We start from the raw sequence: 24,356 nt of genomic DNA, 5'->3' as shown, positions 1-24,356 counted from the left end.
CAGACGCGGGAGGCACCGATGGAGATCCGTGGCGTTTCCAGCACGACAGCAGTCCGCCCGACGGCCTTCCAGCCGACGGAGGGCGGCGTCGCCGCCTCTTCGGCAGCCTCTGTCCGACCCTCCCCCACCCAGACCGATGGTACTGCCACCGGGACGGAAGCGGGGAAGTCCTCCGGCCCCGGCTATATCAGCCCCTATCTGCGCTACGATCAGGGCGCACGGGTCGCGGTGCTCTATTTCCGCGACTTCGATACCGGCGAAACCCAGGACCAGATCCCGTCCCAGCGCGTCGTCGAGGAATACCGCCGCGCCGCCGACCGTCTTGCGCAGGACGACCAGAGGAAATCCGCCGGGACGCAGACGGCAAACGACGGCAAGGCCGATAGGGCTGCCGGTTCCACCGACGGAACGGCCGGGACGGCATCGGGGGCAGGCTCCGCAACGCCCCCAAGCGCCGTCGGGACCGGATCGGGCGGTACGTCGCTGGGCATATCCTTCGCCAGCGCCACCGGCAGCAGCGGATCGGCTGCATCCCCCAGTGTCTCATCCAGCGTTTCCACCGGTGCGGCGCCGGCTGTCAGCAGCTTCACGCCCGTCGCGGCGGGCGGCAGCTATGGCGGGTCGCCGGGCGGGCTCGTCTCCGTTACCGTCTGAGCGCTTCCACCCCTTGTGACGATGACGGCCGCAGCGTTTGGGTCGCGACGGATCGCTCCGCCCCCTGTTTGAAGTCCCGGTTCGGGAGGCTTCAACGACGGGGGAAAGCTACGATGGCCCAGGTTCGGCTGCACTGCACCACGGCAGGTCCCGACGACGGTCCCCTGGTGATCCTGCTGCATGGCTTTCCCGAATACGGCCGGTCCTGGCGCCGGCAGGTCGGGCCGCTGGCGGACACCGGTTTCCGCATGATGGTGCCGGACCAGCGCGGCTACAATCTCAGCGACAAGCCGCCGCGGATCGCCGATTACCGCATCGACCGGCTGGCGGAGGATATCCTGCGCCTCGCCGACGATGCCGGGCGTTCGCGCTTTTCCGTCGTCGGCCATGACTGGGGCGGGATCGTCGCGTGGTGGCTGGCGCTGACCCATCCCGACCGGATCGAGCGGCTGGCCATCCTCAACGCCCCGCATCCGGCGACCTTGCGCAGCCACATGATGCGGCACCCCGGACAGATGCTGAAAAGCTGGTATGTCGGCTTCTTCCAATTGCCCGGCCTGCCGGAACGGCTGATGCGCGCCAACGGATTCCGCATGGCCGAACGGTCGCTGCTGGCCACCAGCCGACCCGGCACCTTCAGCCACGACGATCTCGCCGGCTACCGGCAGGCTTGGCAGCAACCCGGCGCGCCGACGGGGATGATCAACTGGTACCGCGCCTTGCGGCTCCGCCCGCCCCTGCCGACGGCGCGCGTCCGGAGGCCGACGCTGATCGTCTGGGGCGACCGCGACGCTTTCCTGGATCGAAGTTTGGCGGAGGAGGCGGCGGCTCTGTGCGATACAGTGCAGGTTGAACACCTGACGCAGGCTTCCCACTGGGTGCAGCATGAGGAACCCGAAGCGGTCAACCGGTTGTTGGCCGACTTTCTCCACTCCGACGATGCGGCGGATGACCAGGGCCGGGAAGCGGCAACGGCGGAACGCGCCCCCGCCCCCTGACCGACACGGCCGGTGTCCGGCATGATGGCTGGCATGATGGCCTATTCATCGGCGGCACCGGCATTCCCCCGCTTCATCGCCATCGACTGGTCCGGCGCCCGCGGCAAGCGCTATGCCGGCATCGCAGTGGCGGAGTGCCGGGACGGCGATTCGGCCCCCGTCCTGGTGGACGGCCCCGGCGGCTGGTGGTCGCGGACGGCTCTGTTCGACTGGCTGCGAACAGAACTGGCGCGCGAACCGGCATTGGTCGGCATCGACTGCGCCTTCTCCCTGCCCTTTTCAGTGGCTGCGCGCGGCTTTCCCGGCCGGGAAGCTTCCGCCTTCGACCTGTGGGACGCGGTGGAGGAGGTCTGTGCCGGCGAGCCCGATTTCGGCGGCGGCCCTTTCGCCGTCCACCCGCTGCATGGCGCCGGCTTCTGGCATGGCGGCCCGCAGCCGGATTGGTACGAGGACCCGCACCGGGCGACCGAATGGGCCTGCCGCGCCGACGGGCTCGGCCATCCGCAAAGCCCCTACAAGCTGATCGGCTCGCGTCAGGTCGGCAAGGGCGCGCTCGCCGGCATGCGTGTGCTGCGCGCCCTGCGCGCGGCATTGCCCGGACGGCTGGCGGTCTGGCCCTTCGAGGACCCGGCGCCGGACGGCAGCGTGATGGTGGAGATCTACCCGCGCCTGTTCCTGAAACACACCGGCTTCGGCCAGCGCAAGATCCGCGACGCCGCCGAGTTGGACGAGGCATTGCGCCGGCTGGGATCGCGTCCGCTGGAGCGGACCGGCATCATCAGCGACCATGACAGCGACGCGCTGGTGTCGGCCGCCGGCCTGCGCCGGCTCGCCGGCATCCCGCGGGCCTGGACGCCTCCGGGGCTGGACGGAACGGCGCGGCGGCAGGAAGGATGGATTTTCGGCGTGGGGATGACGGGATCATGAGTGCGGTCGACGGTGTGCCGGCGGAAGGTTCAACCCAGGGCACGGCAGGTGGATCCAAAGCGGGCGGATCGCGCCGCCCGGCAATCGACGTCGCGCGTGGGTTGGCGCTGGTCGCCATGGCCCTCTATCACGCCAGCTGGGACGCCACCTATTTCGGTCTCGCCCGCTTCGACCTGCTGGGCGATCCGCTCTGGCTCGCCGCCCGCACGATGATCCTGTCGAGCTTTCTGCTGCTTGCCGGCGTCGGGCTGGTGCTGGCGACCCGCGACGGGCTCGACACCGGACGCTTCCTGCGCCGGCTGGGCCGGGTGGCGGCCGGGGCCGCGGCGGTGTCGGCGGCCTCCTACGCCCTGTTCCCCGACAGCCCGATCTTCTTCGGCGTGCTGCACCACATCGTGCTGGCGAGCGTCGTCGGCCTTGCCTTCGTCCGCCTGCCGGCGGCGCTGACCCTCATGGCGGCTGCGGCGGCGGTGCTGGCCGGCATCTCGCTGTCCTTCCCCATTTTCGACAACCCATGGCTGCGGTGGATCGGGCTGACCACGGTAGCGCCGGATTCCAACGATTTCGTGCCGGTCCTGCCCTGGATCGGCGCCGTGCTGACGGGAATCGGGCTGGCACGGCTATGGCCGGGGATCGGCGAGGGCGTGGCGGTGAGCGGTGCCGCCGGGCGGATTCTGGCGCTGGCCGGACGGCACAGCCTTGCGGTCTATCTGCTGCACCAGCCGCTGCTGTTCGCCATCGCCTGGGCGGCGGCGCAGATCCTGCCGGTGGAGGCGCCGGCGGTGCGCGATTTCCAGGCCGCCTGCGTTGCGAACTGCGAGCGCGCCGGCGTCGCGTCGGCGACCTGCACCGCCAACTGCCGGTGCGTGCAGTCGGAGTTGGCGCGGAAGGGGCTGTGGGAAGGCTTCGTCGCCAATCGCCTGAGCGAGCGGGAACAGCGCGGTCTCGAAGACGCGGTTGCCGTCTGCCGCAAGCCCTGAGAATGGGTGCGGCCGGGTGGCTGGCCGCCCCGAACCGATCAGACCGGATGGATCACACAGACTGGCGCTTTTCCAGCAGGCCGCGCAGCAGGCTGGTCAACGTCTCGGCCAGACGGTACTGGTCCTCGGGCGGCAGGGTGTCGATGACGCCCGCGAAGTCGTTGAGCGGATCGTGGCGCAGCAACTCCAGCGCCTTGGGCGTCGGATGCAGCTGGGTGACGCGGCGATCCTCCGGAACCGGAACGCGGACCAGCAGCTCCTTGCCCACCAGCACTTCCACCATCTGCGAGGCGGCACCGCGCGTGGTGGCGTGGAAATCGGCGAAGGCCGACACGGTGCGCTGGCTGTTGTTGGCGCCGGCGAAATAGCGCAGCGCCGTCCACTGCGACGGCTTCAGCCCGTGGGTATAGCCCAGGCTGTCCGCGATGTGGGCGATCTGCAGCATCACGTCGGCAATGGCCTGCGGCGACGCGCCGCCGGTGTGATCCGAGTGGGCGATGTCCATTCCGGCTCCAATGGGTCCGGCTCCAATGGCCCCGGCACCGATCGAACCCGCCCCGATGGGAGAACCGATCGGAGCGAGATCCAGCGCGCCGTTTTTCCGCACCGACATCCGGCCCGCAGCAACGCCGCGCACTTTTGCAAAGTCCATTTTTCTCCACTCTATAAAGTTTAGTGGCTATACGATGGGCGTACAAAGAGGCAGGCAGCTATCGCTGAAAGGCGGCAGCCACATCGATCATGAGATCGTCACATACTGTAGCGCGACGGAACTGAAAACGGAACCGTGAACACTTTGCCTGTTTGTTGCGAATTGTCGCATCGTCCACGGCGATCCGGCTAAGGCTCGATTGCAGGAAACCCTTGTGGAACACAGGCAAAATCGGCATATCGGCCATGCCGATTCGCTTCTTCGCCATGTTTCACTGGCGTAATCTTCGATTCGGCGGTATACGCGCGCGATGACCACATCCCCCGTTCCGAAGTCCGCATCGCCGGCCGCCGCTCAGACCATGGGCGCCCCGAAGGTCGGCATCGTCAGCCTCGGCTGCCCGAAGGCGCTCGTCGATTCAGAGCGCATCCTGACGCGCCTGCGCGCGGAGGGGTACGAGATCTCCCCCAGCTACGACGGCGCCGACGTCGTGCTGGTCAACACCTGCGGTTTCCTCGACAGCGCCAAGAAGGAATCGCTGGACGCCATCGGCGAGGCGATCAAGGAAAACGGGCGGGTCATCGTCACCGGCTGCATGGGCGTGGAATCGGACCTGATCCGGCAGATCCACCCCGACGTGCTGGCCGTCACCGGTCCCCACCAGTATGAACAGGTGGTCACCGCGGTGCACGAGGCGGTGCCGCCGACGCACAACCCCTTCACCGACCTGGTGCCGCCGGAAGGGCTGCGGCTGACCCCGCGCCACTACGCCTACCTGAAGATTTCCGAGGGCTGCAACAACCGCTGCAGCTTCTGCATCATCCCGTCCTTGCGCGGCGATCTGGTCAGCCGGCCGATCCATTCGGTCCTGCGCGAAGCGGAAAAGCTGGCGGTGGCCGGCGTCAAGGAACTGCTGGTCATCTCCCAGGACACCAGCGCCTACGGCGTCGACGTGAAGTACAAGACGGAGAAATGGTACGACCGCGAGGTCCGCACCCGCTTCTTCGACCTGTGCAACGAGTTGGCGAACTTCGACCTGTGGGTCCGCCTGCACTACGTCTATCCCTACCCGCATGTGGACGAGGTCATCCCGCTGATGGCGGAGGGCAAGATCCTCCCCTATCTCGACATCCCGTTCCAGCATGCCTCGCCCACCGTGCTGAAGGCGATGCGCCGCCCGGCCGCCCAGGAAAAGCAGCTCGACCGCATCCGCAAGTGGCGCGACGAGTGCCCGCATCTGGTCCTGCGCTCCACCTTCATCACCGGCTTCCCCGGCGAGACGGAGGAGGACTTCCAGTTCATGCTGGACTGGCTGAAGGAGGCTCAACTCGACCGCGTCGGCTGCTTCAAGTACGAGCCGGTGGAGGGTGCGACCGCCAACGACCTGCCCGGCGCCGTCCCGGAAGAGGTCAAGCAGGAGCGCTGGGAGCGCTTCATGGAGACGCAGAAGGCGATCAGCGCCGAACGTCTCCAGCAGAAGGTGGGCTGGACGCTGGGCGTGCTGATCGACGAGGTCGACGAGGATGGGGCCATCGGCCGCTCCTACGCCGACGCGCCGGAAATCGACGGCAACGTCTTCCTGAACGGCGAAACCGGCCTGAAGCCCGGCGACATGGTCGACGTCACCATCGAGCATGCCGACGAATACGACCTGTGGGGCAGCGTCGAGCGCGACCTGTAATCCAACCGGACCGCCAGTGACACGCTGATGGAGAGCGCCATGCCCGTCACGCCGGACGATGCCGAACTGATGGACGTCCAGCAGGGCGGGCGCTGCTTCTTCTGCGACGGGCCGGTGGGGGCGAAGGCGACCTTCGACCACCTGATCCCCCAGGCCTATGGCGGGATCGACGATCCGGCCAACGTCGTGCTGGCGCATCGCCGCTGCAACCAGCGCAAGGACGACCGTCTGCCGACCGACGAGGAACTCGACCGCTTCTTCTCCCTGCGCCGCTCCAGCCGGCTCGGCGTCTGGCCCCCCTTGCGCGCGCTGCGCGACGGGGATGAGGGCGCCGACGAGGAGGAGCGGTGGATGGCGGTGGCTCAGGCGATCGCGCGGGAACGGTAAGGCGCCCGATCCGGTTGATGGGAGGATACCTTATATAATGGGAGACTCCCCCCGATGACCGGTTCGCAGAACAAGCAGCCCCACACCGAACAGACCATCCGCCACACCGAGGGCGAGCAGAACACCGGCAATCACAAGAAGCCGGATGCCCCCGACGCCAAGGGCGCCGACCGTTTCGGCGGCACCCGCGCCGGCGCGGAGAATGTCGAGCCTAAGAAGTAGGCAACGGGAACAGGGCCTTTTCGGGCTGGCATCCCATGCCCGGCCTGTGCGAGACCTGTGCGAGATCAGGGGGACGGCGCCCACGGACTTCCTGCCCCAGGCGACCGCCCCCACCCCGCACCCGTGACCCGATGGCCCCTTCGATCTTCAAACGCTACAAGCTCCATTTCACCCGGCCGCTGCCCGGCCTGCGCCCCGGCCGGCCGGAACGGGATGCCATGGTGGAGCGCGTGCGCCGGCTGGCCAGCGAGAACGGCATGGCCGGCGACCTGCACGCCATCGCGCCCAATGCCGGCTTCGGCATCCTCGAAGTCCGCTGCACCGAACGGCTGGCCCGCCGCCTGTCCGACCTGTCGGAGATCGAAACCGTCCAGGAAGCCTGACCGCCGGACGTTCCCCTGCGCCTTACCCCTGCGCCGGTTCGGCGTGCCAAATCGCGCGATGGTGTTATGCGGCTGGCCGCAACGTCCCACAGCCCTAGGTCAGGCTCGACCGGTTCCGATAAGCGGGCCGGAAGCACCATGACCTCAGAGGGGAGACACCGACATGGCGATGCGGCAATCGGACGCCGAATGGCGCGGCGACCTGAAATCGGGCAGTGGCAAGATGCGGCTGGGCAGCGGGGCCTTCGAAGGCGCTTATTCCTTCCCGTCCCGCTTTGAAAACGGCCAGGGCACCAATCCGGAGGAGCTGATCGCGGCAGCCCATGCCGGCTGCTTCTCCATGGCGTTGTCGGCCGGGCTCGCCCAAGCCGGCCACACCCCGACCCGCGTCCACACCACCGCCAAGGTCCATCTGGAAAAGGCCGGCGCCGGCTTTGCCATCAGCCGTATCGAACTGGAGTGCGAGGCGGAGATCCCCGGCATCGACGAGGCCACCTTCCAGGAGCAGGCGGCCGGTGCCAAGGCCAACTGCCCGGTGTCGAAGGCGCTCGCCGGCACCGAGATCAGCCTGACCGCCAAGCTGGTCTGACGCCGCTGCGATCCGTGTGCCGCCCGGTCGACGGGCGGCGCATTCGCCCCTCGGCGTGCCGACAGAGATAATAAATCGACTTGGCCGGCATGAACCTGCCGGAAGGCAAGGGGTCGTCCGCGCCGCTGCTCGGCCGAAGGGCAGATTGACCCGACAGCTTCCGCCCACCCATAGTGCCGCGTTCCGCGCGCGGAAGCTCCCGTCTTCCGTCCGCCGTATCAATCGAACGACGGACAATGTTTGCCGCAGCCACTCGCCTTCTTAAGCCAGCACTTCTTCTGCTTGCGCTCGCGTGGGCTGCACCGGCGGCTGCGACCGATGCCGGCAGGCCGGCGACCGGGCCCGACCCGGTGATCCTGGCGCTGGACGGCGAATTCGGGCTGGCCAACAGCACCTCGGCCGAAGCCATTGAACGCGGCATCCTGACCGCCATCGACGACATCAACCGCCAGGGCGGTGTGCTGGGTGGTCGGCCGCTGACGCTGATCACACGCGAACACCGGTCGATCTCCGCCCGCGGCATCAAGAACATCCGGGAACTCGCCACCATCCCCGACCTGATCGCGGTGTTCGGCGGCCGGTTCAGCCCGGTGGTGATCGAGGAGCTGCCGGTCCTGCAGCAGACCCGCACCCTGTTCCTGGCGCCCTGGTCGACGGCGGACGGCATCGTCGACAACGGGATGAAGCCAAATTACATCTTCCGCCTGTCCTTGCGCGACGGGCTGGCCATGCCCTTCCTGCTGACGCGCGCCGCCGACCGCGGGCTGACCCGCGTCGGGCTGCTGCTGACCAACACCGCCTGGGGGCGCTCCAACCTGGAGGCGGCCAACCGTCATCTCGCCGGGCGTGACAGCCCGAGCGTGGTCGGCACCGCCTGGTACAACTGGCGCGACCGCACGCTGATCGAAAAATACGAGGAGCTGGAGGCCGCCGGCGCCCAGGCCATCCTGCTGGTCGCCAACGACGACGAGGCCGCCGTTCTGGTGCGCGAGGTGGCGGCCCTGCCGCCCGCCCGCCGCCTGCCGATCCTCAGCCATTGGGGCGTCACCGGCGGCGATTTCGTCGGTCAGGCCGGGCCGGCCCTGCAGGAGGTCGATTTCACCGTGATCCAGACGGTCAGCCCCTTCCGCATCCCGCCCGAACGTCTGGCTCCGGTCCTGGAGACCGCCGGGCGCCTGTTCGGCATCCACCGGCCGGAGGACATCGTGTCGCCGGTCGGCTTCCTGCACGCCTACGACCTGACCCGCATCCTGGCGCTGGCGATCGACCGCGCCGGCACCACCGACCGGGCCGCCGTGCGCGACGCGCTGGAGCAGGTCGGCCCCTATCGCGGGGTGATCCGCGATTTCGACCGCCCCTTCACCCCCGGCCGGCACGAGGCGTTGGGACCGCAAGACCTGCTGATGGCGCGTTTCCGCCCCGACGGCGTGCTGGTCCCGGTGGAATGAGCGCGCCGATGACCGGACCCGATCCCTACCGCCCCCCGAATGGCGGCATCCCCCCGAGCGCCATTCCAAGCGCGGCGCAGCGGATGCTGACCTCCGGCCGGCTGGCCCGCCGCTTCGCGCTGGTGTCGCTGATGCTGGGCGTGCTGATCGCCATCCTGATCGGCGCCAGCCTCTACGTGGTGTCGAGCCGCCATCTGGCACGCCAGCATCTCGCCAATGTGGAAGCGAACGCCAGCCTCGCCGCCCGTCAGACCGAAGGGCTGCTGAACACGCTGGCCACCACCGTGCGCGAGTTGGCCGACAACAGCGTGCTCGCCACGGCTCTGGTCGATTCCGCGGGCAAGGAAACCTATCTGGTCCCCTTCCTGGGCAGCTTCGATCACATCGCCAGCGTGCCCCTGGCGATCCTCTTCACCGATTTCGAAGGGGAGCGGATCGCCGACAACGGGCGCCGGTCGGGCACGCTGTCCATCACCGCCGCCGACATGGCTTGGCTGCGTGCGGCCATCGCCGCCGGAAGGCCGGCCGCCACCGTGATCCACCAGGCCGACACCCATTACCTGCTGGCGGCGGAGATGCTGATCTATTCCCGCACCAGTTCGCCGGAAGGGGCGCTGCTCTACAAGGTTCCACTCGACTCCCTGGTGCTGCATCCGGAAGCGGAACTGCTGCACACGGGGGAGGAACCGCGGCCGCTGGCTTCGGACATGATTGCGGTGACCGTTCCGCTCACCGTGCCGAACAGGCTCTCGACGCTCGGGCTGCAGCTTCGGCTGGAGGCGCCGGGCACGCCGACCACCGCTCTGCTGTCCTGGATGCTGCCGGCCTACGGTCTGGTCGCCGTCGCCGCCCTGCTGGCGATCTATATCGGCAGCCGCGCCGTCGGCAGCCACATGACCCGCTCCCTGCGCGAACTGGAACGGCTGGCCGGCTCCATCGCCACCGACGGATTCACCGGCCAGCGCGCCAGGGTGCGCGGCAACGACGAGGTGTCGGCGCTGGCCCGCGGCTTCAACGCCATGCTGGACCATATCGCGGCGATCCAGCGCGAGCGCGAGATGCGCGCGGCGGAGGAGATCACCATCCAGCGCACGCTGGCCGAACGGGCCGAACAGGCGCGCGCCGAGGCCGAAAGCGCCCGCAACGAGGCGGAGCGTTCGCGCCAGGAGGCGGTGATGGCGCTGATGGTGGCGGAGCGCGCCAACGCCGCCAAGACCCATTTCCTGGCTGCCGCCAGCCACGATCTGCGCCAGCCGGTGCAGTCGCTGGTCCTGCTGACCTCGGCATTGGCGCTGAGGCTGGGCGACCATCCCGCAGCTTCGCTGGTCGGCAGCATCGAGGCGTCGATGGACGCGCTGTGCCGGCTGCTCGACGCCATCCTGGACATCTCGAAGCTGGATGCCGGCACCGTCTCCCCCAATGTGCAGACGGTGTCTCTCGGCGCCATCTTCGCGCGGCTGGAGGGGGAATACCGGCTCCGCGCCGCGGAGAAGGGCATTGCCTTCCGCAGCGTTCCCACCGACGTGACTCTGAACGCCGACCCGGCCCTGCTGGAGCGGATCATCCGCAATCTGGTGGAGAACGCACTGCGCTATACCGACCATGGCCGCATCCTGCTGGGCTGCCGCCATGGCTCCGGGACCTTGCGCATCCAGATCTTCGACACCGGCATCGGCATTCCGCCGGAGCATCTGGAGCGGATCTTCCACGAGTTCTACCAGATCTCCAATCCCACCCGCGACCGCGGCAAGGGGCTTGGGCTGGGGCTCGCCATCGTCGACCGGCTGGCACGGCTGCTGGGATACCGGGTGCATGTCGCCTCCCGGCCCAACCGCGGCTCCTGCTTCACGCTGGAAATCCCGATGCCGGCCCTGTCCGCGCCGGCCATCTCACCTGCGGCCGAGGCAGCGGAGCATGCCCCGCAACCGGGGCGCGGCATCGCGCTTGTGATCGACGACGACCCGCTGGTGCGCGAGGGACTGACCCTGCTGATCGAGGATCTCGGCTGGCGGGCGATCGCGGCGGACAGCGCCGGCCATTCGCTCCGCCTGCTGCGGGAGCAACCGCGCCCGCCCGACCTGGTGATCGCCGACTACCGGTTGGAGGCGGGCGCCACCGGGCTGCAGGCGATCCACGCGGTTGAGACCGCACTGAAGGAGCAGGGGCACGCATCGCCGCTCAGCGTCGTGCTGACCGGCGACACCGCGCCCGAACGCATCGCCGACGCCGAGGCCAGCGGCTATCGCATCCTGCACAAACCCATCGCCGCCAAGGAGGTGGCGCAGTTGCTGAGCGACGCACTTCTGGCCGGGCCCGACCGCGACGACGCCCGCGGGCCCACACCTGAGGGCGCCGGCCGCCGCGACTCAGCCATCCTGCAGGGCTGAGCGCGCCAGCCGGCCGCTTCCCGCTGTCGGTACGCTATCCGCCCTGGGATTGCCCGGCAGCATCAACCTGGAGGGCGAGCCGCTCTATGGCGCGCACCGCCATCTCCTGGCGGTGTGCCGGGTCTCGTATTTCCTGCCGCAGATGGGCTGCCGCTGCGTCTTCCAGCGCGCCCCGCGCCTCCTCGGGCGTCAATAGACCCTTTTCAACCATTGCGATCACCAGCGATTCACAAATCGAGAGAGCGGCCATGCCTGCCGCCTCTTCCTCCGCCGTCATCATGCCCCCCGTCTGCTTGTTCCATGCATCGCCCCGGCGCCGGTGCTGCCCATCCGACATCGCAAAAGGCATAGGAACAACAGCGGGGTCTGTGGCGCGTCACACCACGTTTGAAGAAAATATCGGGCCGATTAACCTATGTTGTAGCCCTATTTGACGAAAGCCTTAAACGTTCGATACGACGCGGAACCGGTTGAACTTCGCATCCGTTCATCAAGGCGCCAATATTAGGACAAAGAAGGCAAAGAGACGATCATGACTCGCGCCCCGGCGAGCCGCGCCATCGAGCACACTCCATTGTGGCTCAAATTAAGCAGCTACCTCGTTCTGTCGGATGAGGAGAAATCGTACCTTTCCGATTTGGAAAGGACGATCGTGCGCGAGCCGCCCCGGACGGATCTTCTCCAGCAGGGCGAAAGATACCGGGATGTCCGCATCATGCGCGACGGCTGGGCAATCCGTCACAAAGCCTTGCCGGATGGACGGCGCCAAGTGGTCAACTTCGTCCTGCCCGGCGATCTCATCGGCATGTATTGCACTCTGTTCGAATCCGCGGACCACAGCGTCACCACCCTGACCGCGGTGGAGGTGGCGAGCTTTCCGCCAGAGCGGATCGGCGAGCTTTTCCGCTCTTTTCCGCGTCTTGCCGCCGCCCTCGCCTGGTCCGGCGCGCGGGAGGAGGCCATCGTCGCCGAACGCCTGCTCAGCCTGGGCCGGCGCACCGCACTGGAGCGCACCGCCCACCTGATCGTGGAGCTTCTGCGCCGGCTCAGCATCGTCAACATGGCGGCCGACGGGCATTTCGTGCTGCCGGTGACGCAGGAGATCCTGGCCGACGCGCTGGGGCTGAGCATCGTCCACATCAACCGCACCCTCCGCCGCCTGCGCGACAGCGGCCTGATCGAGTTGAACGGCCAGCGCATCACCGTCAACGACGTACGCCAGCTCGCCTCCGTCGGCCAGTTCGACGAACTGTACCTCCACCTGATCCGCGCGCCCCGCCGCCTGGAACGCGCCTTCTCCGGCGCCCACCACCACAACGGCGCCCGCCCTGACGGCGAAGACCGCCCGAAGGCGTAAGACTGCCTCCCCTTCCAAGACCTTCGCCCCCAACCGGCACCAGTCCCCTCCCCCGCCAAGCGGGGGAGGGTTAGGGTGGGGGCATGCGTGGCGAGGATTCTTGGAAATTCACGCAATGCGTCCCCCTCACCCTAACCCTCTCCCCGAGGGGGAGAGGGGATATTCCAGAGCCATAGTCAGTTATACCTGAGGCAGCGCATCTCCCCCTTCAGCCTGCCTTTCCTGCATCGCACAAAGTCCGACAAACCATACCGTCCGTGTATCGGCGTGAGCCTCTGCGCGCCATTTCCCAGCAGTGTGCCGCCTAGGCCGCACCTCCGATCACCAACTTAAATATCTGACAAAAAACGCTTTTACCCACTCCCACCACCCCACCCGGAAAGCGACACATAATTCCGCTTTACAGTCGTTGATCTGTATCATATTTTTCCCTGAGAAATTGTTCGCTGGACGCGCAATCCATCTCGGGGATGCCGATGTACACGCAAGGTTTGGATGCCAAGACCGAGCAGGGCGCTCAACCGTCTCCCCGGCTGGTGACGGAACAGGACGCCGCTCTCCAGGGCCGCTTCCAGGAGCGCGTCGACGCCGAAGAGAAGATCGAACCGCGTGACTGGATGCCGGAGGGCTACCGCCGCACGCTGGTCCGCCAGATCTCGCAGCACGCCCATTCGGAAATCGTCGGCATGTTGCCGGAAGGGAATTGGATCACCCGCGCGCCGACCCTGCGCCGCAAGGTGGCCCTGCTGGCCAAGGTGCAGGACGAGGGCGGTCACGGCCTCTACCTCTACAGCGCCGCTGAAACTCTGGGCGTGTCGCGCGACGAGCTGGTCGGCCAGCTGCTGTCGGGCAAGGCCAAATATTCCAGCATTTTCAACTACCCGACCCCGACCTGGGCCGACATCGGCGCCATCGGCTGGCTGGTCGACGGTGCGGCGATCATGAATCAGGTGCCGCTTTGCCGCTGCTCCTACGGGCCGTATGCCCGCGCCATGGTCCGCATCTGCCGGGAGGAGAGCTTCCACCAGCGCCAGGGTTACGAGCTGATGCTGGCGCTGGCACAGGGCACGCCGGAGCAGAAGCGGATGGCGCAGGACGCTCTGAACCGCTGGTGGTGGCCGTCGCTGATGATGTTCGGCCCGTCGGACGACCAGTCCGCCCACTCCGCCCAGAACATGGCCTGGAAGATCAAGCGCTTCTCCAACGACGAGCTGCGCCAGCGCTTCGTCGACGCCACCGTGCCGCAGGCGGAATTCCTGGGGCTGACCATCCCGGATCCGGAACTGCGCTTCAACGCCGAGACCGGCCATTACGAATTCGGCGCCATCGACTGGACCGAGTTCAACGAGATCCTGAAGGGCAACGGCCCCTGCAACCGCGAGCGCATCGAGGCCCGCCGCAAGGCGTGGGACGACGGCGCCTGGGTGCGCGAGGCCGCCACCGCCCACGCCGCCAAACGCAAGCAGCGCGCCCTGAAGAAGGCCGGCTGACCAAAGAATTCCGAGGGGACGAAACGATGGACCGTAAAGACTGGCCGCTGTTCGAGATCTTCATCCGGCCGAAGAACGGGTTGTCGCACAAGCATGTCGGCAGCCTGCACGCCGCCGACGCCCGCATGGCGCTGGACAATGCCCGCGACGTCTACACCCGCCGCGGCGAGGGCGTCAGCATCTGGGCGGTTCCGGCCTCCAGCATCGTGGCGTCGGACCCGTCGGAGAAGGCCAGCCTGTTTGATCCGGCCGATGACAAGGTCTACCGCCACCCGACCTTCTACGACATCCCAGCAGACGTGAAGAACATCTGATGAGCACGGATCTCAAAGAGGCCCTGTTCGGCTACACGCTGCGGCTGGGCGACACCTCGCTGGTGCTGGGCCACCGGCTGTCGGAATGGTGCGGCCATGCGCCGGAGCTGGAAGAGGACATCGCGCTGACCAACGTCGCGCTCGACCTCGTCGGCCATGCCCGCATGCTGCTGACCTATGCCGGCGAGTTGGAGGGCAAGGGCCGCGACGAAGACCGCCTCGCCTACCGGCGCGACGTCTTCGACTACCGCAACCACCTGCTGGTCGAGCAGCCGAACCGCGACTTCGGCCACACCATCGTCCGCCAGTTCCTGCACGATGCCTGGGCGGTGGAGCTGTATGAGCGGCTCTGCGCCTCGACCGACACCACGCTCGCCGGCATCGCCGCCAAGGCGGTGAAGGAGGTGCGCTACCATGTCCGGCACAGCGGCGACTGGCTGGTGCGGCTGGGCGACGGCACCGATGTCAGCCACGCCAAGGTCGCCGACGCGCTCGGCCGGCTCTGGCCCTACACCGGCGAGATGTTCGAGCGCGACGAGGCCGAACAGGCGCTGGTCGCCGCCGGCATCGTCCCCGACCCGGCCGACCTGAAGGCCGCCTGGACCGCCCGCGTCGAAGCGGTGCTGGAGGACGCCACCCTCGACCGCCCGGCCGACGGCTGGATGCAGAAGGGCGGCCGCCGTGGCGAGCACAGCGAGCATCTGGGCTATCTGCTGGCCGAGATGCAGTTCCTGCCGCGCGCCTACCCCGACGCGACGTGGTGAGGCCGAGATGCCGGATGCAGCGGGCTGCTGGGGACCGGAACCGGGCGCCGATGCGGTCGTGAAGGCCGCCTGGGACGCGCTGGCCGGGGTGATGGATCCGGAGATCCCGGTGCTGAGCATCGTCGATCTCGGCATCGTCCGCGCCGTGTCGGCGGATGCGGACGGGCGGCTGGCGGTGGCGTTGACGCCGACCTATTCCGGCTGCCCGGCGACCGGCGTCATCGTTCTGGAAGCGGAAACCGCGCTGGCCCGTGCCGGGCTCGACGCCCGCGTCTCGGTGGTGATCGCCCCGCCCTGGACGACCGACTGGATCAGCGACACCGGCCGGGAAAAGCTCGCCGAGGTCGGCATCGTCCCGCCGCCGCACTCCGGCAAGCGGTCGCTGACCGCACCGGACGAGGTGATCGCCTGCCCGCGCTGCGGCTCTACGGACACCCGCCAGATCAGCCGCTTCGGCTCCACCGCCTGCAAGGCGCTGCACGCCTGCAACGCCTGCCTCGAACCGTTCGACGTGTTCAAATGCCATTGAGTGGAAGCGCCGGCCGCGATGCCCCCACCCTAACCCTCCCCCGCTTCGCAGGGGAGGGAACTCCGCCGCCCTTGCACTTAACCCCCTCCCCCGCCCAGCTCTCGCACAAAGCTCCGCTTTGTGCTGACGCGACAGGCGGACCCTTGGTCCGCCGAGAGCGGGGGAGGGTTGGGGTGGGGGCAAGTGCGACGACCACTCCACCGGCCCGACCGAGGACCACCCCATGACCACCCCCAGCTTCCACCCGCTGACCATCCGCGAGTGCCGGCGGGAGACCGCGGACACCGTGTCGATCGCCTTCGACGTGCCGGCCGATCTCGCCGATCGCTTCCGCTTCGTCCAGGGCCAATACCTGACCCTCAAGACCCATATAGGGGACGAGGAGGTGCGGCGCTCCTACTCCATCTGCTCCGGCGTGGGCGAGGGCGAACTGCGTGTGGCGGTCAAGAAGGTCGACGGCGGCCTGTTCTCCACCCACGCCAACCAGTCGCTGGCGCCGGGCGCCGTGCTGGAGGTGATGACGCCGATGGGGCGCTTCCACACCCCCATCGACCCCACTGCGGCGCGCACCTACGTCGCCTTCGCCGCCGGCAGCGGCATCACCCCGGTGATGTCGATCCTGAAGACCGTGCTGGCGCAGGAGCCGAAGAGCCGCTTCGTGCTGGTCTACGGCAACCGCACCGTCACCTCCATCATCTTCAGGGAAGAGCTGGAGGACCTGAAGAACCGCTACATCGGCCGGCTGGTGATCCACCATGTGCTGAGCCGCGAACCGGAAGAGGCCGGGCTGCTGGGCGGTCGCATCGGCGCCGGTCTGGTCCGCGAACTGTGCGCCGGTCCGCTCAAGGCGGAGGACATCGACGCCGCTTTCCTCTGCGGCCCGCAGCCGATGGTGGAGGAGGTGCGCGATACGCTGGCCGCCTGCGGCACTCCGCCTGCCAACATCCATGTCGAACTGTTCGGCACCACGACTTCCGCGCGGCCCGCAGTCAGGAAGGTGGCGACCGACACCCCCACCGATGCCGCGACCATCGCCATCCTCCAGGACGGCAAGCGCAAGGAATTCACGCTGCCCTACGACGGCGAGAGCATCCTCGACGCCGCGCACCGGCATGGCGCCGACCTGCCCTATTCCTGCAAGTCCGGCGTCTGCTGCACCTGCCGCGCCAAGGTGCGCGAAGGCAAGGTGGAGATGGCCGAGAACTACTCCCTGGAACCGTGGGAAGTCGAAGCCGGCTATGTCCTGACCTGCCAGTCGCGCCCGCTGACCGAACGGGTCGTCATCGATTTCGACGCCGCCTGATCCAACGACAATAAGGAAACGCCCCGCCATGACCACCACCCCGCAGAGCCTGTTCGAGACGCACGAGGCGACGCTGCAGAAGGCCGTCGAGGCCTGCCGCAGCCGCGCCTACTGGTCGGCCTTCCCCGAAATGCCGAGCCCGCGCGCCTATGGCGAGACGGCGGCGGCCGATGGCGAGGCGGCCTTCGCAGCTTACCGCGACAAGCCCTTCGAACTGGACCAGCCGGGAGTCACCGGCACGGTGGGTGGCGAGCGCTCGCCCTTCGGCTTCGACCTCGGCATCACCTATCCGGTGTCGGACGTCGATGCGCTGGTGAAGGCGGCCAAGGCGGCGATGCCGGGCTGGCGCAAGGCGGGGCCGAACGGCCGGGCCGGCGTCTGCCTGGAAATCCTGAAGCGGCTGAACGCCCGCAGCTTCGAGATTGCCAATGCGGTGATGCACACCACCGGTCAGGCCTTCATGATGGCCTTCCAGGCCGGCGCCCCGCACGCCCAGGACCGCGGGCTGGAGGCCGTCGCCTATGGCTGGAAGGCGATGACCGACCAGACCCCGGCCGCCCGCTGGGAGAAGCCGCAGGGCAAGAACCCGCCGCTGGTGATGGACAAGCGTTTCGAGGTGGTCGGCCGCGGCGTCGGGCTGGTCATCGGCTGCGCCACCTTCCCGACCTGGAACGGCTATCCCGGCCTGTTCGCCAGCCTCGTCACCGGCAACGCGGTGATCGTGAAGCCCGGCCCCACCGCCATCCTGCCGCTCGCCATCACCGTGAAGATCGCCCGCGAAGTGCTGGCGGAGTGCGGGCTGGATCCCAACCTCGTCACGCTGGCCATCGGCGACACCGTCGCCAAGGATCTGGCCCTGCGGCCGGAAGTGGCGGTGATCGACTACACCGGCTCGACCGGCTTCGGCGACTGGCTGGAGCAGAACGCCCGCCAGGCCCAGGTCTACACCGAGAAGGCCGGCGTCAACACGGTGGTCATCGACGGCACCGACGACCCCAAGGGCATGGTGCGCAACCTCGCCTTCACGCTCAGCCTCTATTCCGGCCAGATGTGCACGACGACCCAGGTCATCTTCGTGCCCAAGGACGGCATCCAGGCCGGCCCGGACCGCATGAGCTTCGATCAGGTCGTCTCGGCGCTCGCCGGCGGCGTCGACAAGTTCCTGTCGGACCCGGAGCGCGCAGTGGAGGTGCTGGGCGCCATCCAGTCCGACGCCACGCTGGCCCGCATCGACGAGGCGGCGAAGCTCGGCACCGTCGTGCTGCCGTCGCGCGCCATCACCCATCCGAAATTCCCCGACGCCCGCATCCGCACCCCGCTGATCCTGACCATGGATGCGGCCGACGAGGACAAGTACGGCCATGAGCTGTTCGGCCCGATCTCCATCATCGTGAAGACCGACAGCACCGCCGACAGCCTGGAGCGCGCGGCCCGCCTGACCCGCACCAAGGGCGCGCTGACCACCGGCCTCTACAGCACCGACCCGCAGCTGATCGAGCAGGCGACCGACCTGTTCGTCGAGGCCGGCGTCGCCCTGTCGGTCAACCTGACCGGCGGCGTCTTCGTCAACCAGTCGGCGGCCTTCAGCGACTTCCACGGCACCGGCGCCAACCCGGCGGCCAATGCCGCGCTGTGCGACCTCGCCTTCGTCGCCAACCGCTTCCGCGTGGTGCAGAGCCGCGTCCCGGTTCTGGAGGCCGCCCAATGAACGAGACTATGGGGACCACCGACAAGACCATCCTCCTCGACATCGCCGACGGCGTCGCCACCATCACGCTGAACCGGCCCGACCGGCTGAACAGCTTCACCGCGGCGATGCATGAGGAGCTGCGCGAGGCCGTCGGCGAGGTGCGCGACGACAAGGCCGTGCGCTGCCTGCTGCTGACCGGCGCCGGCCGCGGCTTCTGCGCCGGGCAGGATTTGTCCGACCGCGCCGTCGCGCCGGGCGCCCAGGGTCCGGACCTCGGCGTGTCGATCGAGACCAACTACAACCCGCTGGTCCGGTCCTTGCGCGCCCTGCCGATGCCGGTGGTCTGCGCGGTGAACGGCGTCGCCGCCGGGGCGGGCGCCAACATCGCGCTGGCCTGCGACATCGTTCTCGCGGCGCGCTCGGCCAGCTTCATCCAGGCCTTCTGCAAGATCGGGCTGATCCCCGACAGCGGCGGCACCTGGACCCTGCCGCGTCTGGTCGGCCATGCCCGCGCCATGGGCCTCGCCATGCTGGGCGACAAGGTCTCGGCCGAGCAGGCGGAGGCCTGGGGCATGATCTGGAAGGCGGTGGACGACGACAAGCTGATGGCGGAGGCCGGCTCGCTCGCCCGCCAGCTCGCCACCCAGCCGACGCGCGGTCTGGCCCTCATCAAGCAGGCGCTCAACGCCTCCTCCGCCAACGATCTCGACACCCAGCTCGACCTGGAACGCGATCTCCAGCGCGAGGCCGGACGCACGCATGACTATCGCGAGGGCGTCGCCGCCTTCGTCGAGAAGCGCGCGCCGAAGTTCGAGGGGCGGTGATGGCGGCGCTCGATCCCTCCGTCACCGTCGCGGTGGTCGGGGCCGGCGCCATGGGCCAGGGCATCGCCCAGGTCGCGGCGCAGGCCGGCCACCCGATCCTGCTGGTCGATACCCGCCCCGGCGCTGCGCTAGCCGCCGTCGAGTCCATCGCCAGGGCGCTGACCGCGCTGGTGGAGAAGGGCAAGCGGACGGCGGCGGAGCGCGACGCCACCGTGGACCGGCTGCGCGCGGTGAACGGCCTGTCCGACCTTGCCCCCGCCGGGCTGGTGGTGGAGGCCATCGTCGAGGACCTCGACGTCAAGCGCCGCCTGTTCGCGGAGCTTGAGAGCATCGTCGACGCCGACGCGATCCTCGCCACCAACACCTCGTCGCTGTCGGTCACGGCCATCGGCGCCGGGGTGCAGCGTCCGGAACGGCTGGCCGGCCTGCATTTCTTCAACCCGGCGCCGCTGATGGCGCTGGTGGAGATCGTCAGCGGGCTCGCCACCGATCCGGCGGTGCTCGATACGCTGTTCGACACGGCGAGGGCCTGGGGCAAGAGCCCGGTGCGCTGCCGCTCCACCCCCGGCTTCATCGTCAACCGGGTCGCCCGCCCCTTCTACGCCGAGGGGCTGCGGCTGGTGCAGGAGCAGGCTGCCGATCCCGCCACCATCGACGCCATCGCCCGCGAGGCCGGCGGCTTCCGCATGGGGCCGTTCGAGCTGATGGACCTGATCGGCCATGACGTGAACTTCGCCGTCACCCGCTCGGTCCACGCCGCCTATTTCGGCGACCCGCGCTTCCAGCCCTCGCTGATCCAGCAGGAATTGGTGGAGGCCGGACGTCTCGGCCGCAAGACCGGCCACGGCTTCTACGACCACAGCCCCGGCGCCGCCAAGCCGGTGCCGCGCAGCGCCGAGCCGGCCGCGAAACCTGACCGCGTGCTGGTGCAGGGCGACCTCGGCCCCGCCGCATCGCTTGTCGGGCTGCTGCGCGAGGCCGGCATCGCCGTCGAGGAGACCGCCGGCTCCGGCGTTCTTGTCGTGGATGGCGTCACGCTCGCCCTGACCGACGGCCGCACCGCCACCGCCCGCGCTGCCGAGAACGGCATCGCCCCGCTGGTGCTGTTCGACCTCGCGCTCGATTACGCCAAGGCCACCCGCGTGGCGCTGGCCCCCGCCGACGGCACGCCGCTTGAGGCGGTCGCCGTCGCCGCCGGGCTGTTCCAGGCGCTGGGCAAGGCGGTGTCGGTGATCGACGACGTCCCCGGTCTGGTGGTGATGCGCACCGTCGCCATGCTCGCCAACGAGGCGGCGGACGCGGCGATGCAAGGCGTCGCCAGCGCCGCCGACATCGACATCGCGATGATCAAGGGGGTGAACTACCCGGCGGGTCCGCTGGCCTGGGCCGACCGCATCGGCCTGCCCCATGTGCTGGCCGTGCTCGACGCGCTGGCCCGCACCTACGGCGAAGACCGCTACCGCGCGTCCGCCCTGCTGCGCCGCAAAATCTCCGCAAGCCTTATTCCCTCTCCCCCCCGGGGAGAGGGTCAGGGTGAGGGGGTCGCACCGCGTGGCTTCACAAGCAGCGGAAACCCCAACGCCACCACCGACACCACGCCGCGCATCCCCCTCACCCCAACCCTCTCCCCGGGGGGGAGAGGGGGTAAGGAGCCGACCCTATGACCATCGACCCCCAATCCCTCGCCGAAGCGGTCGGCCGCGGCATGTACGAGCGCGACCATTGCGCCCAGTCCCACGGCATCGAACTGCTGGAGATCGCCCCCGGCTATGCCCGCATGTCGATGACCGTGCGCAAGGACATGGTGAACGGCCACGACATCGGCCATGGCGGCATGACCTTCACGCTGGCCGACACCGCTTTCGCCTATGCCTGCAACGCGGCGAACGAGGTGACGGTGGCCGCGGGCTGCTCCATCACCTTTCCGGCCCCGGCCAAGCTGGGTGACGTGCTGACCGCCGAATGCCGGGAGGTCCACAAGCGCGGCCGCTCCGGCGTCTACGACGTCACCGTTACCAAACAGGACGGCACGGTGGTCGGCCTGTTCCGCGGCCAGTCGGCGCGCATCGCAGGGACCGTGATTCCGGTGGCCTGAAGCCATCGAAGGCGCTGCCCCTGGCGGCCAGGCCCACGATCCCCATCTGTTTGTTTTCGGAGCGAACCATGCGTGAAGCCTACATCTGCGATGCCGTCCGCACCCCCTTCGGCCGTTACGGCGGCGGGCTGGCCCCGGTGCGCCCGGACGACCTCGCCGCGGTGCCGCTGAAGGCGCTGATGGAGCGCAACCCCGGCGTCGAATGGTCCGCCGTCGACGACGTGATCCTCGGCTGCGCCAACCAGGCCGGCGAGGACAACCGCAACGTCGCCCGCATGGCCGCGCTGCTGGCCGGATTGCCCGAGACGGTGCCCGGCACCACGGTCAACCGCCTCTGCGGCTCCGGCATGGACAGCATCGGCATGGCCGCCCGCGCCATCAAGGCGGGCGAGGCAGAGCTGATCGTCGCCGGCGGGGTGGAGAGCATGACCCGCGCCCCCTTCGTCATGGGCAAGTCCGACAGCGCCTTCTCGCGGCAGGCGGAGATCTTCGACACCACCATCGGCTGGCGCTTCGTCAATCCGCTGATGAAGGCAAAGTTCGGCATCGACAGCATGCCGGAGACGGCGGAGAACGTCGCCGCCGACCACAATATCTCCCGCGCCGACCAGGACGCCTTCGCCGTCCGCAGCCAGCAGCGCGCCGGCCGCGCCCAGGAGTCCGGCCGTCTCTCCCGTGAGATCGTCCCCGTCTCCATCCCCCGCCGGAAGGGCGAACCGACCATCATCGCCGCCGACGAGCATCTGCGCCCCGACACGACGCTGGAGGCGCTGGCCAAGCTCTCCACTCCCTTCCGCAAGGAGGGCGGCAGCGTCACCGCCGGCAATGCGTCGGGCGTCAATGACGGCGCCGCCGCGGTGATCGTGGCATCGGCCGATGCGGTAAAGCGCTATGGCCTGACCCCGCGCGCCCGTGTCGTCGGCACCGCGGTGGCGGGGGTCGCCCCGCGCGTGATGGGCATCGGCCCGGCCCCGGCGACGCAGAAGCTGCTGGCCCGCCTCGGCCTTTCCATCGGCGATATCGACGTGATCGAACTGAACGAGGCCTTCGCCGCCCAGGGCCTCGCCGTGCTGCGCATGCTGGGCCTGCCCGACGACGCCGAGCATGTGAACCCGAATGGCGGCGCCATCGCGCTGGGCCACCCGCTGGGCGCCAGCGGCACCCGTCTGGTCGCCAGCGCGGTGATGGAACTGGAGGACCGCAAGGCGACCCGTGCGCTCTGCACCATGTGCATCGGCGTCGGCCAGGGCATCGCCATGATGGTGGAGCGGGTCTGAACGAAAATCGGCATCGAATAAGGCCAACACCGGCCGTCAAGCGCCGGGCATCAGTACGAAGGGAGAAGCGCACCATGTCCATCATGACCGATACCGGCGTTAACCAGGGCGCGAAAGCCGGCATGGACCGCTACGAGTTCGCCGGCCGCGACGAGATCGTCGCGATGCAGACGGAGCGGCTGGCATGGTCGCTCCGCCATTCCTACGCCAACGTCGAATCCTTCCGCGCCAAGTGCGAGGCGAAGGGCGTCCATCCCGACGACTTCAAGGAACTGAAGGATCTGGCGCTGTTCCCCTTCACCGTGAAGGACGACCTGCGCCGCGCCTATCCCTACGGCATGTTCGCCGTGCCGATGGAGGACATCGTGCGCGTCCATGCCTCCAGCGGCACCACCGGGCGGCCGACGGTGGTCGGCTACACCAAGGGCGACATCGACGTGTGGTCGGAGGTCGTCGCCCGTTCCATCCGGGCGGCGGGCGGCACGCGCAACGACATCGTGCACATCGCCTACGGCTATGGCCTGTTCACCGGCGGCCTCGGCGCCCATTACGGGGCGGAACGGCTGGGCTGCGCCGTGGTACCGATGTCGGGCGGCCAGACCGAGAAGCAGGTCCAGCTGATCCAGGACTTCAAGCCGACCATCATCATGGTCACGCCGTCCTACATGCTGAACATCGCCGACGAGATGCGCCGCCAGGGCATCGACCCGCGCAGCACCAGCCTGCGCGTCGGCATCTTCGGCGCCGAACCCTGGACCGGCGCACTGCGCGAGGAGATCGAGCGCACCTTCAACATCCACGCGGTGGACATCTACGGCCTGTCGGAGGTGATGGGTCCGGGCGTGGCGTCCGAATGCGTCGAGACCAAGGACGGCCCGGTGATCTGGGAGGACCATTTCTATCCCGAGATCATCGACCCAGAGTCAGGCGAGGTTCTGCCCGACGGCTCCTATGGCGAGCTGGTCTTCACCACGCTCACCAAGCAGGGCATGCCGGTCATCCGCTACCGCACCCGCGACCTGACCCGGCTGCTGCCGCCGACGGCGCGGGGCATGCGGCGGATGGACAAGATCACCGGCCGCTCCGACGACATGCTCATCATCCGCGGCGTGAACGTCTTCCCGACCCAAGTCGAGGAGCTGATCTGCAAGATCCCGGCGCTGGCCCCACACTATGAGTTGGTGGTGAGCCGCGACGGCCACATGGACAACCTCGCCGTCCGGGTGGAAATGCATGACGGCGTCCATCCGTCGGAATGGGACGGCCACGCCAAGCATCTGCAGCATTCGATCAAGTCGCTGATCGGCATCAGCACCCGCGTCGATGTCGTCGAGCCCGGCGGCATCGCCCGCTCCATCGGCAAGGCCAAGCGCGTGCAGGACCTGCGTCCGAAGGCTTGATGATG

The 24,356-nt window shown here is 68.5% G+C and carries 26 protein-coding genes; 23 read left to right on the top strand and 3 right to left on the bottom strand.

Features of this window, described 5'->3' with window-relative positions; genetic code table 11:
* Window positions 1-18: 18 nt before the first annotated feature.
* The 4 genes from FZ983_RS34335 (at window position 19) to FZ983_RS26870 (ending at window position 3,559) form a co-directional block, all read left to right on the top strand.
* The gene (locus FZ983_RS34335) at window positions 19-654 is read left to right on the top strand and encodes a hypothetical protein (protein ID WP_188092529.1); all 636 of its coding nucleotides are present in this window, start codon (window positions 19-21) and stop codon (window positions 652-654) included.
* Window positions 655-767: 113 nt separating this feature from the next.
* Window positions 768-1,652 (top strand): alpha/beta hydrolase, encoded by an 885-nt coding sequence (locus FZ983_RS26880; RefSeq protein ID WP_149227152.1) that lies wholly within the window; start codon window positions 768-770, stop codon window positions 1,650-1,652.
* Between the two features lie 33 nt (window positions 1,653-1,685).
* The gene (locus tag FZ983_RS26875) at window positions 1,686-2,579 is read left to right on the top strand and encodes a hypothetical protein (RefSeq protein ID WP_247883996.1); all 894 of its coding nucleotides are present in this window, start codon (window positions 1,686-1,688) and stop codon (window positions 2,577-2,579) included.
* On the top strand, window positions 2,576-3,559 hold the full coding sequence (locus FZ983_RS26870; RefSeq protein ID WP_247883995.1) for a heparan-alpha-glucosaminide N-acetyltransferase: 984 nt from the start codon (window positions 2,576-2,578) through the stop codon (window positions 3,557-3,559). The genes FZ983_RS26875 and FZ983_RS26870 overlap by 4 nt, the downstream gene beginning before the upstream one ends.
* 52 nt (window positions 3,560-3,611) lie before the next feature.
* Here the strand turns inward: FZ983_RS26870 and FZ983_RS26865 are convergent, their stop codons facing one another.
* Both FZ983_RS26865 and FZ983_RS34330 read right to left on the bottom strand, forming a co-directional pair.
* Window positions 3,612-4,064, bottom strand: coding sequence for a MarR family winged helix-turn-helix transcriptional regulator (locus FZ983_RS26865; protein WP_149227146.1), 453 nt, complete (start codon window positions 4,062-4,064; stop codon window positions 3,612-3,614).
* A 205-nt stretch (window positions 4,065-4,269) separates the two neighbouring features.
* The gene (locus tag FZ983_RS34330) at window positions 4,270-4,458 is read right to left on the bottom strand and encodes a hypothetical protein (RefSeq protein ID WP_188092528.1); all 189 of its coding nucleotides are present in this window, start codon (window positions 4,456-4,458) and stop codon (window positions 4,270-4,272) included.
* A gap of 114 nt (window positions 4,459-4,572) precedes the next feature.
* Between FZ983_RS34330 and rimO the strand changes: the two genes are divergently transcribed.
* The 7 genes from rimO (at window position 4,573) to FZ983_RS26830 (ending at window position 11,308) form a co-directional block, all read left to right on the top strand.
* Window positions 4,573-5,892, top strand: coding sequence for a 30S ribosomal protein S12 methylthiotransferase RimO (gene rimO / locus FZ983_RS26855; RefSeq protein ID WP_149227236.1), 1,320 nt, complete (start codon window positions 4,573-4,575; stop codon window positions 5,890-5,892).
* Between the two features lie 39 nt (window positions 5,893-5,931).
* A complete protein-coding gene (locus FZ983_RS26850) occupies window positions 5,932-6,279 on the top strand; it encodes an HNH endonuclease (protein ID WP_149227142.1) in 348 nt (115 codons plus the stop codon).
* 54 nt (window positions 6,280-6,333) lie between these two features.
* Window positions 6,334-6,501 (top strand): hypothetical protein, encoded by a 168-nt coding sequence (locus tag FZ983_RS34325; RefSeq protein WP_188092527.1) that lies wholly within the window; start codon window positions 6,334-6,336, stop codon window positions 6,499-6,501.
* Window positions 6,502-6,632: 131 nt separating this feature from the next.
* Window positions 6,633-6,884, top strand: a complete 252-nt coding sequence (locus FZ983_RS26845) for a hypothetical protein (protein WP_014189516.1) — start codon at window positions 6,633-6,635, stop codon at window positions 6,882-6,884.
* A 163-nt stretch (window positions 6,885-7,047) separates the two neighbouring features.
* A complete protein-coding gene (locus FZ983_RS26840; protein WP_149227140.1) occupies window positions 7,048-7,473 on the top strand; it encodes an OsmC family protein in 426 nt (141 codons plus the stop codon).
* Window positions 7,474-7,823: 350 nt separating this feature from the next.
* The gene (locus tag FZ983_RS26835) at window positions 7,824-8,921 is read left to right on the top strand and encodes an ABC transporter substrate-binding protein (protein ID WP_149227138.1); all 1,098 of its coding nucleotides are present in this window, start codon (window positions 7,824-7,826) and stop codon (window positions 8,919-8,921) included.
* 8 nt (window positions 8,922-8,929) lie between these two features.
* Complete coding sequence (locus tag FZ983_RS26830; RefSeq protein WP_247883994.1) at window positions 8,930-11,308, top strand: ATP-binding protein; 2,379 nt, start codon at window positions 8,930-8,932, stop codon at window positions 11,306-11,308.
* 34 nt (window positions 11,309-11,342) lie between these two features.
* Here the strand turns inward: FZ983_RS26830 and FZ983_RS26825 are convergent, their stop codons facing one another.
* Entirely contained in the window at window positions 11,343-11,588 is a 246-nt protein-coding gene (locus tag FZ983_RS26825; RefSeq protein WP_149227134.1) for a hypothetical protein, read from the bottom strand.
* Between the two features lie 372 nt (window positions 11,589-11,960).
* On the opposite strand from FZ983_RS26825, the gene FZ983_RS26820 reads away from it, so the two are divergent.
* From FZ983_RS26820 to paaK, 12 genes are all read left to right on the top strand, one after another.
* Window positions 11,961-12,665, top strand: a complete 705-nt coding sequence (locus tag FZ983_RS26820; protein ID WP_211102997.1) for a Crp/Fnr family transcriptional regulator — start codon at window positions 11,961-11,963, stop codon at window positions 12,663-12,665.
* A gap of 476 nt (window positions 12,666-13,141) precedes the next feature.
* The gene (gene paaA, locus FZ983_RS26815; protein ID WP_149227130.1) at window positions 13,142-14,155 is read left to right on the top strand and encodes a 1,2-phenylacetyl-CoA epoxidase subunit PaaA; all 1,014 of its coding nucleotides are present in this window, start codon (window positions 13,142-13,144) and stop codon (window positions 14,153-14,155) included.
* A gap of 26 nt (window positions 14,156-14,181) precedes the next feature.
* The gene (gene paaB / locus FZ983_RS26810; RefSeq protein WP_149227128.1) at window positions 14,182-14,469 is read left to right on the top strand and encodes a 1,2-phenylacetyl-CoA epoxidase subunit PaaB; all 288 of its coding nucleotides are present in this window, start codon (window positions 14,182-14,184) and stop codon (window positions 14,467-14,469) included.
* Window positions 14,469-15,233, top strand: a complete 765-nt coding sequence (gene paaC / locus FZ983_RS26805) for a 1,2-phenylacetyl-CoA epoxidase subunit PaaC (protein WP_149227126.1) — start codon at window positions 14,469-14,471, stop codon at window positions 15,231-15,233. The genes paaB and paaC overlap by 1 nt, the downstream gene beginning before the upstream one ends.
* Window positions 15,234-15,240: 7 nt before the next feature.
* The gene (gene paaD / locus FZ983_RS26800; protein WP_149227124.1) at window positions 15,241-15,762 is read left to right on the top strand and encodes a 1,2-phenylacetyl-CoA epoxidase subunit PaaD; all 522 of its coding nucleotides are present in this window, start codon (window positions 15,241-15,243) and stop codon (window positions 15,760-15,762) included.
* 223 nt (window positions 15,763-15,985) lie between these two features.
* Window positions 15,986-17,065, top strand: coding sequence for a 1,2-phenylacetyl-CoA epoxidase subunit PaaE (gene paaE / locus FZ983_RS26795; RefSeq protein ID WP_149227122.1), 1,080 nt, complete (start codon window positions 15,986-15,988; stop codon window positions 17,063-17,065).
* Window positions 17,066-17,093: 28 nt separating this feature from the next.
* Window positions 17,094-18,773, top strand: a complete 1,680-nt coding sequence (paaN, locus tag FZ983_RS26790; RefSeq protein ID WP_149227120.1) for a phenylacetic acid degradation protein PaaN — start codon at window positions 17,094-17,096, stop codon at window positions 18,771-18,773.
* Window positions 18,770-19,579 carry a 2-(1,2-epoxy-1,2-dihydrophenyl)acetyl-CoA isomerase PaaG gene (gene paaG / locus FZ983_RS26785; protein WP_247883993.1) on the top strand — a complete coding sequence of 270 codons (810 nt, stop codon included), beginning with the start codon at window positions 18,770-18,772 and terminating at the stop codon, window positions 19,577-19,579. The genes paaN and paaG overlap by 4 nt, the downstream gene beginning before the upstream one ends.
* Window positions 19,579-21,243: a 3-hydroxyacyl-CoA dehydrogenase PaaH gene (gene paaH, locus FZ983_RS26780; RefSeq protein ID WP_149227118.1), complete on the top strand. Its 1,665-nt coding sequence runs from the start codon at window positions 19,579-19,581 to the stop codon at window positions 21,241-21,243. The genes paaG and paaH overlap by 1 nt, the downstream gene beginning before the upstream one ends.
* On the top strand, window positions 21,240-21,674 hold the full coding sequence (paaI, locus tag FZ983_RS26775) for a hydroxyphenylacetyl-CoA thioesterase PaaI (protein ID WP_149227115.1): 435 nt from the start codon (window positions 21,240-21,242) through the stop codon (window positions 21,672-21,674). Before paaH ends, paaI begins: the two co-directional genes overlap by 4 nt.
* Window positions 21,675-21,742: 68 nt before the next feature.
* On the top strand, window positions 21,743-22,951 hold the full coding sequence (gene pcaF / locus FZ983_RS26770) for a 3-oxoadipyl-CoA thiolase (RefSeq protein ID WP_149227113.1): 1,209 nt from the start codon (window positions 21,743-21,745) through the stop codon (window positions 22,949-22,951).
* Window positions 22,952-23,025: 74 nt separating this feature from the next.
* Complete coding sequence (gene paaK, locus FZ983_RS26765; protein WP_188092526.1) at window positions 23,026-24,351, top strand: phenylacetate--CoA ligase PaaK; 1,326 nt, start codon at window positions 23,026-23,028, stop codon at window positions 24,349-24,351.
* Window positions 24,352-24,356 lie beyond the last annotated feature (5 nt).

This window comes from Azospirillum sp. B21, from assembly GCF_008364825.1.
GTDB lineage: Bacteria > Pseudomonadota > Alphaproteobacteria > Azospirillales > Azospirillaceae > Azospirillum.
The sequence above is the reverse complement of the archived record's forward strand: the minus strand, read 5'-3'. Positions and strand labels throughout refer to the sequence as shown.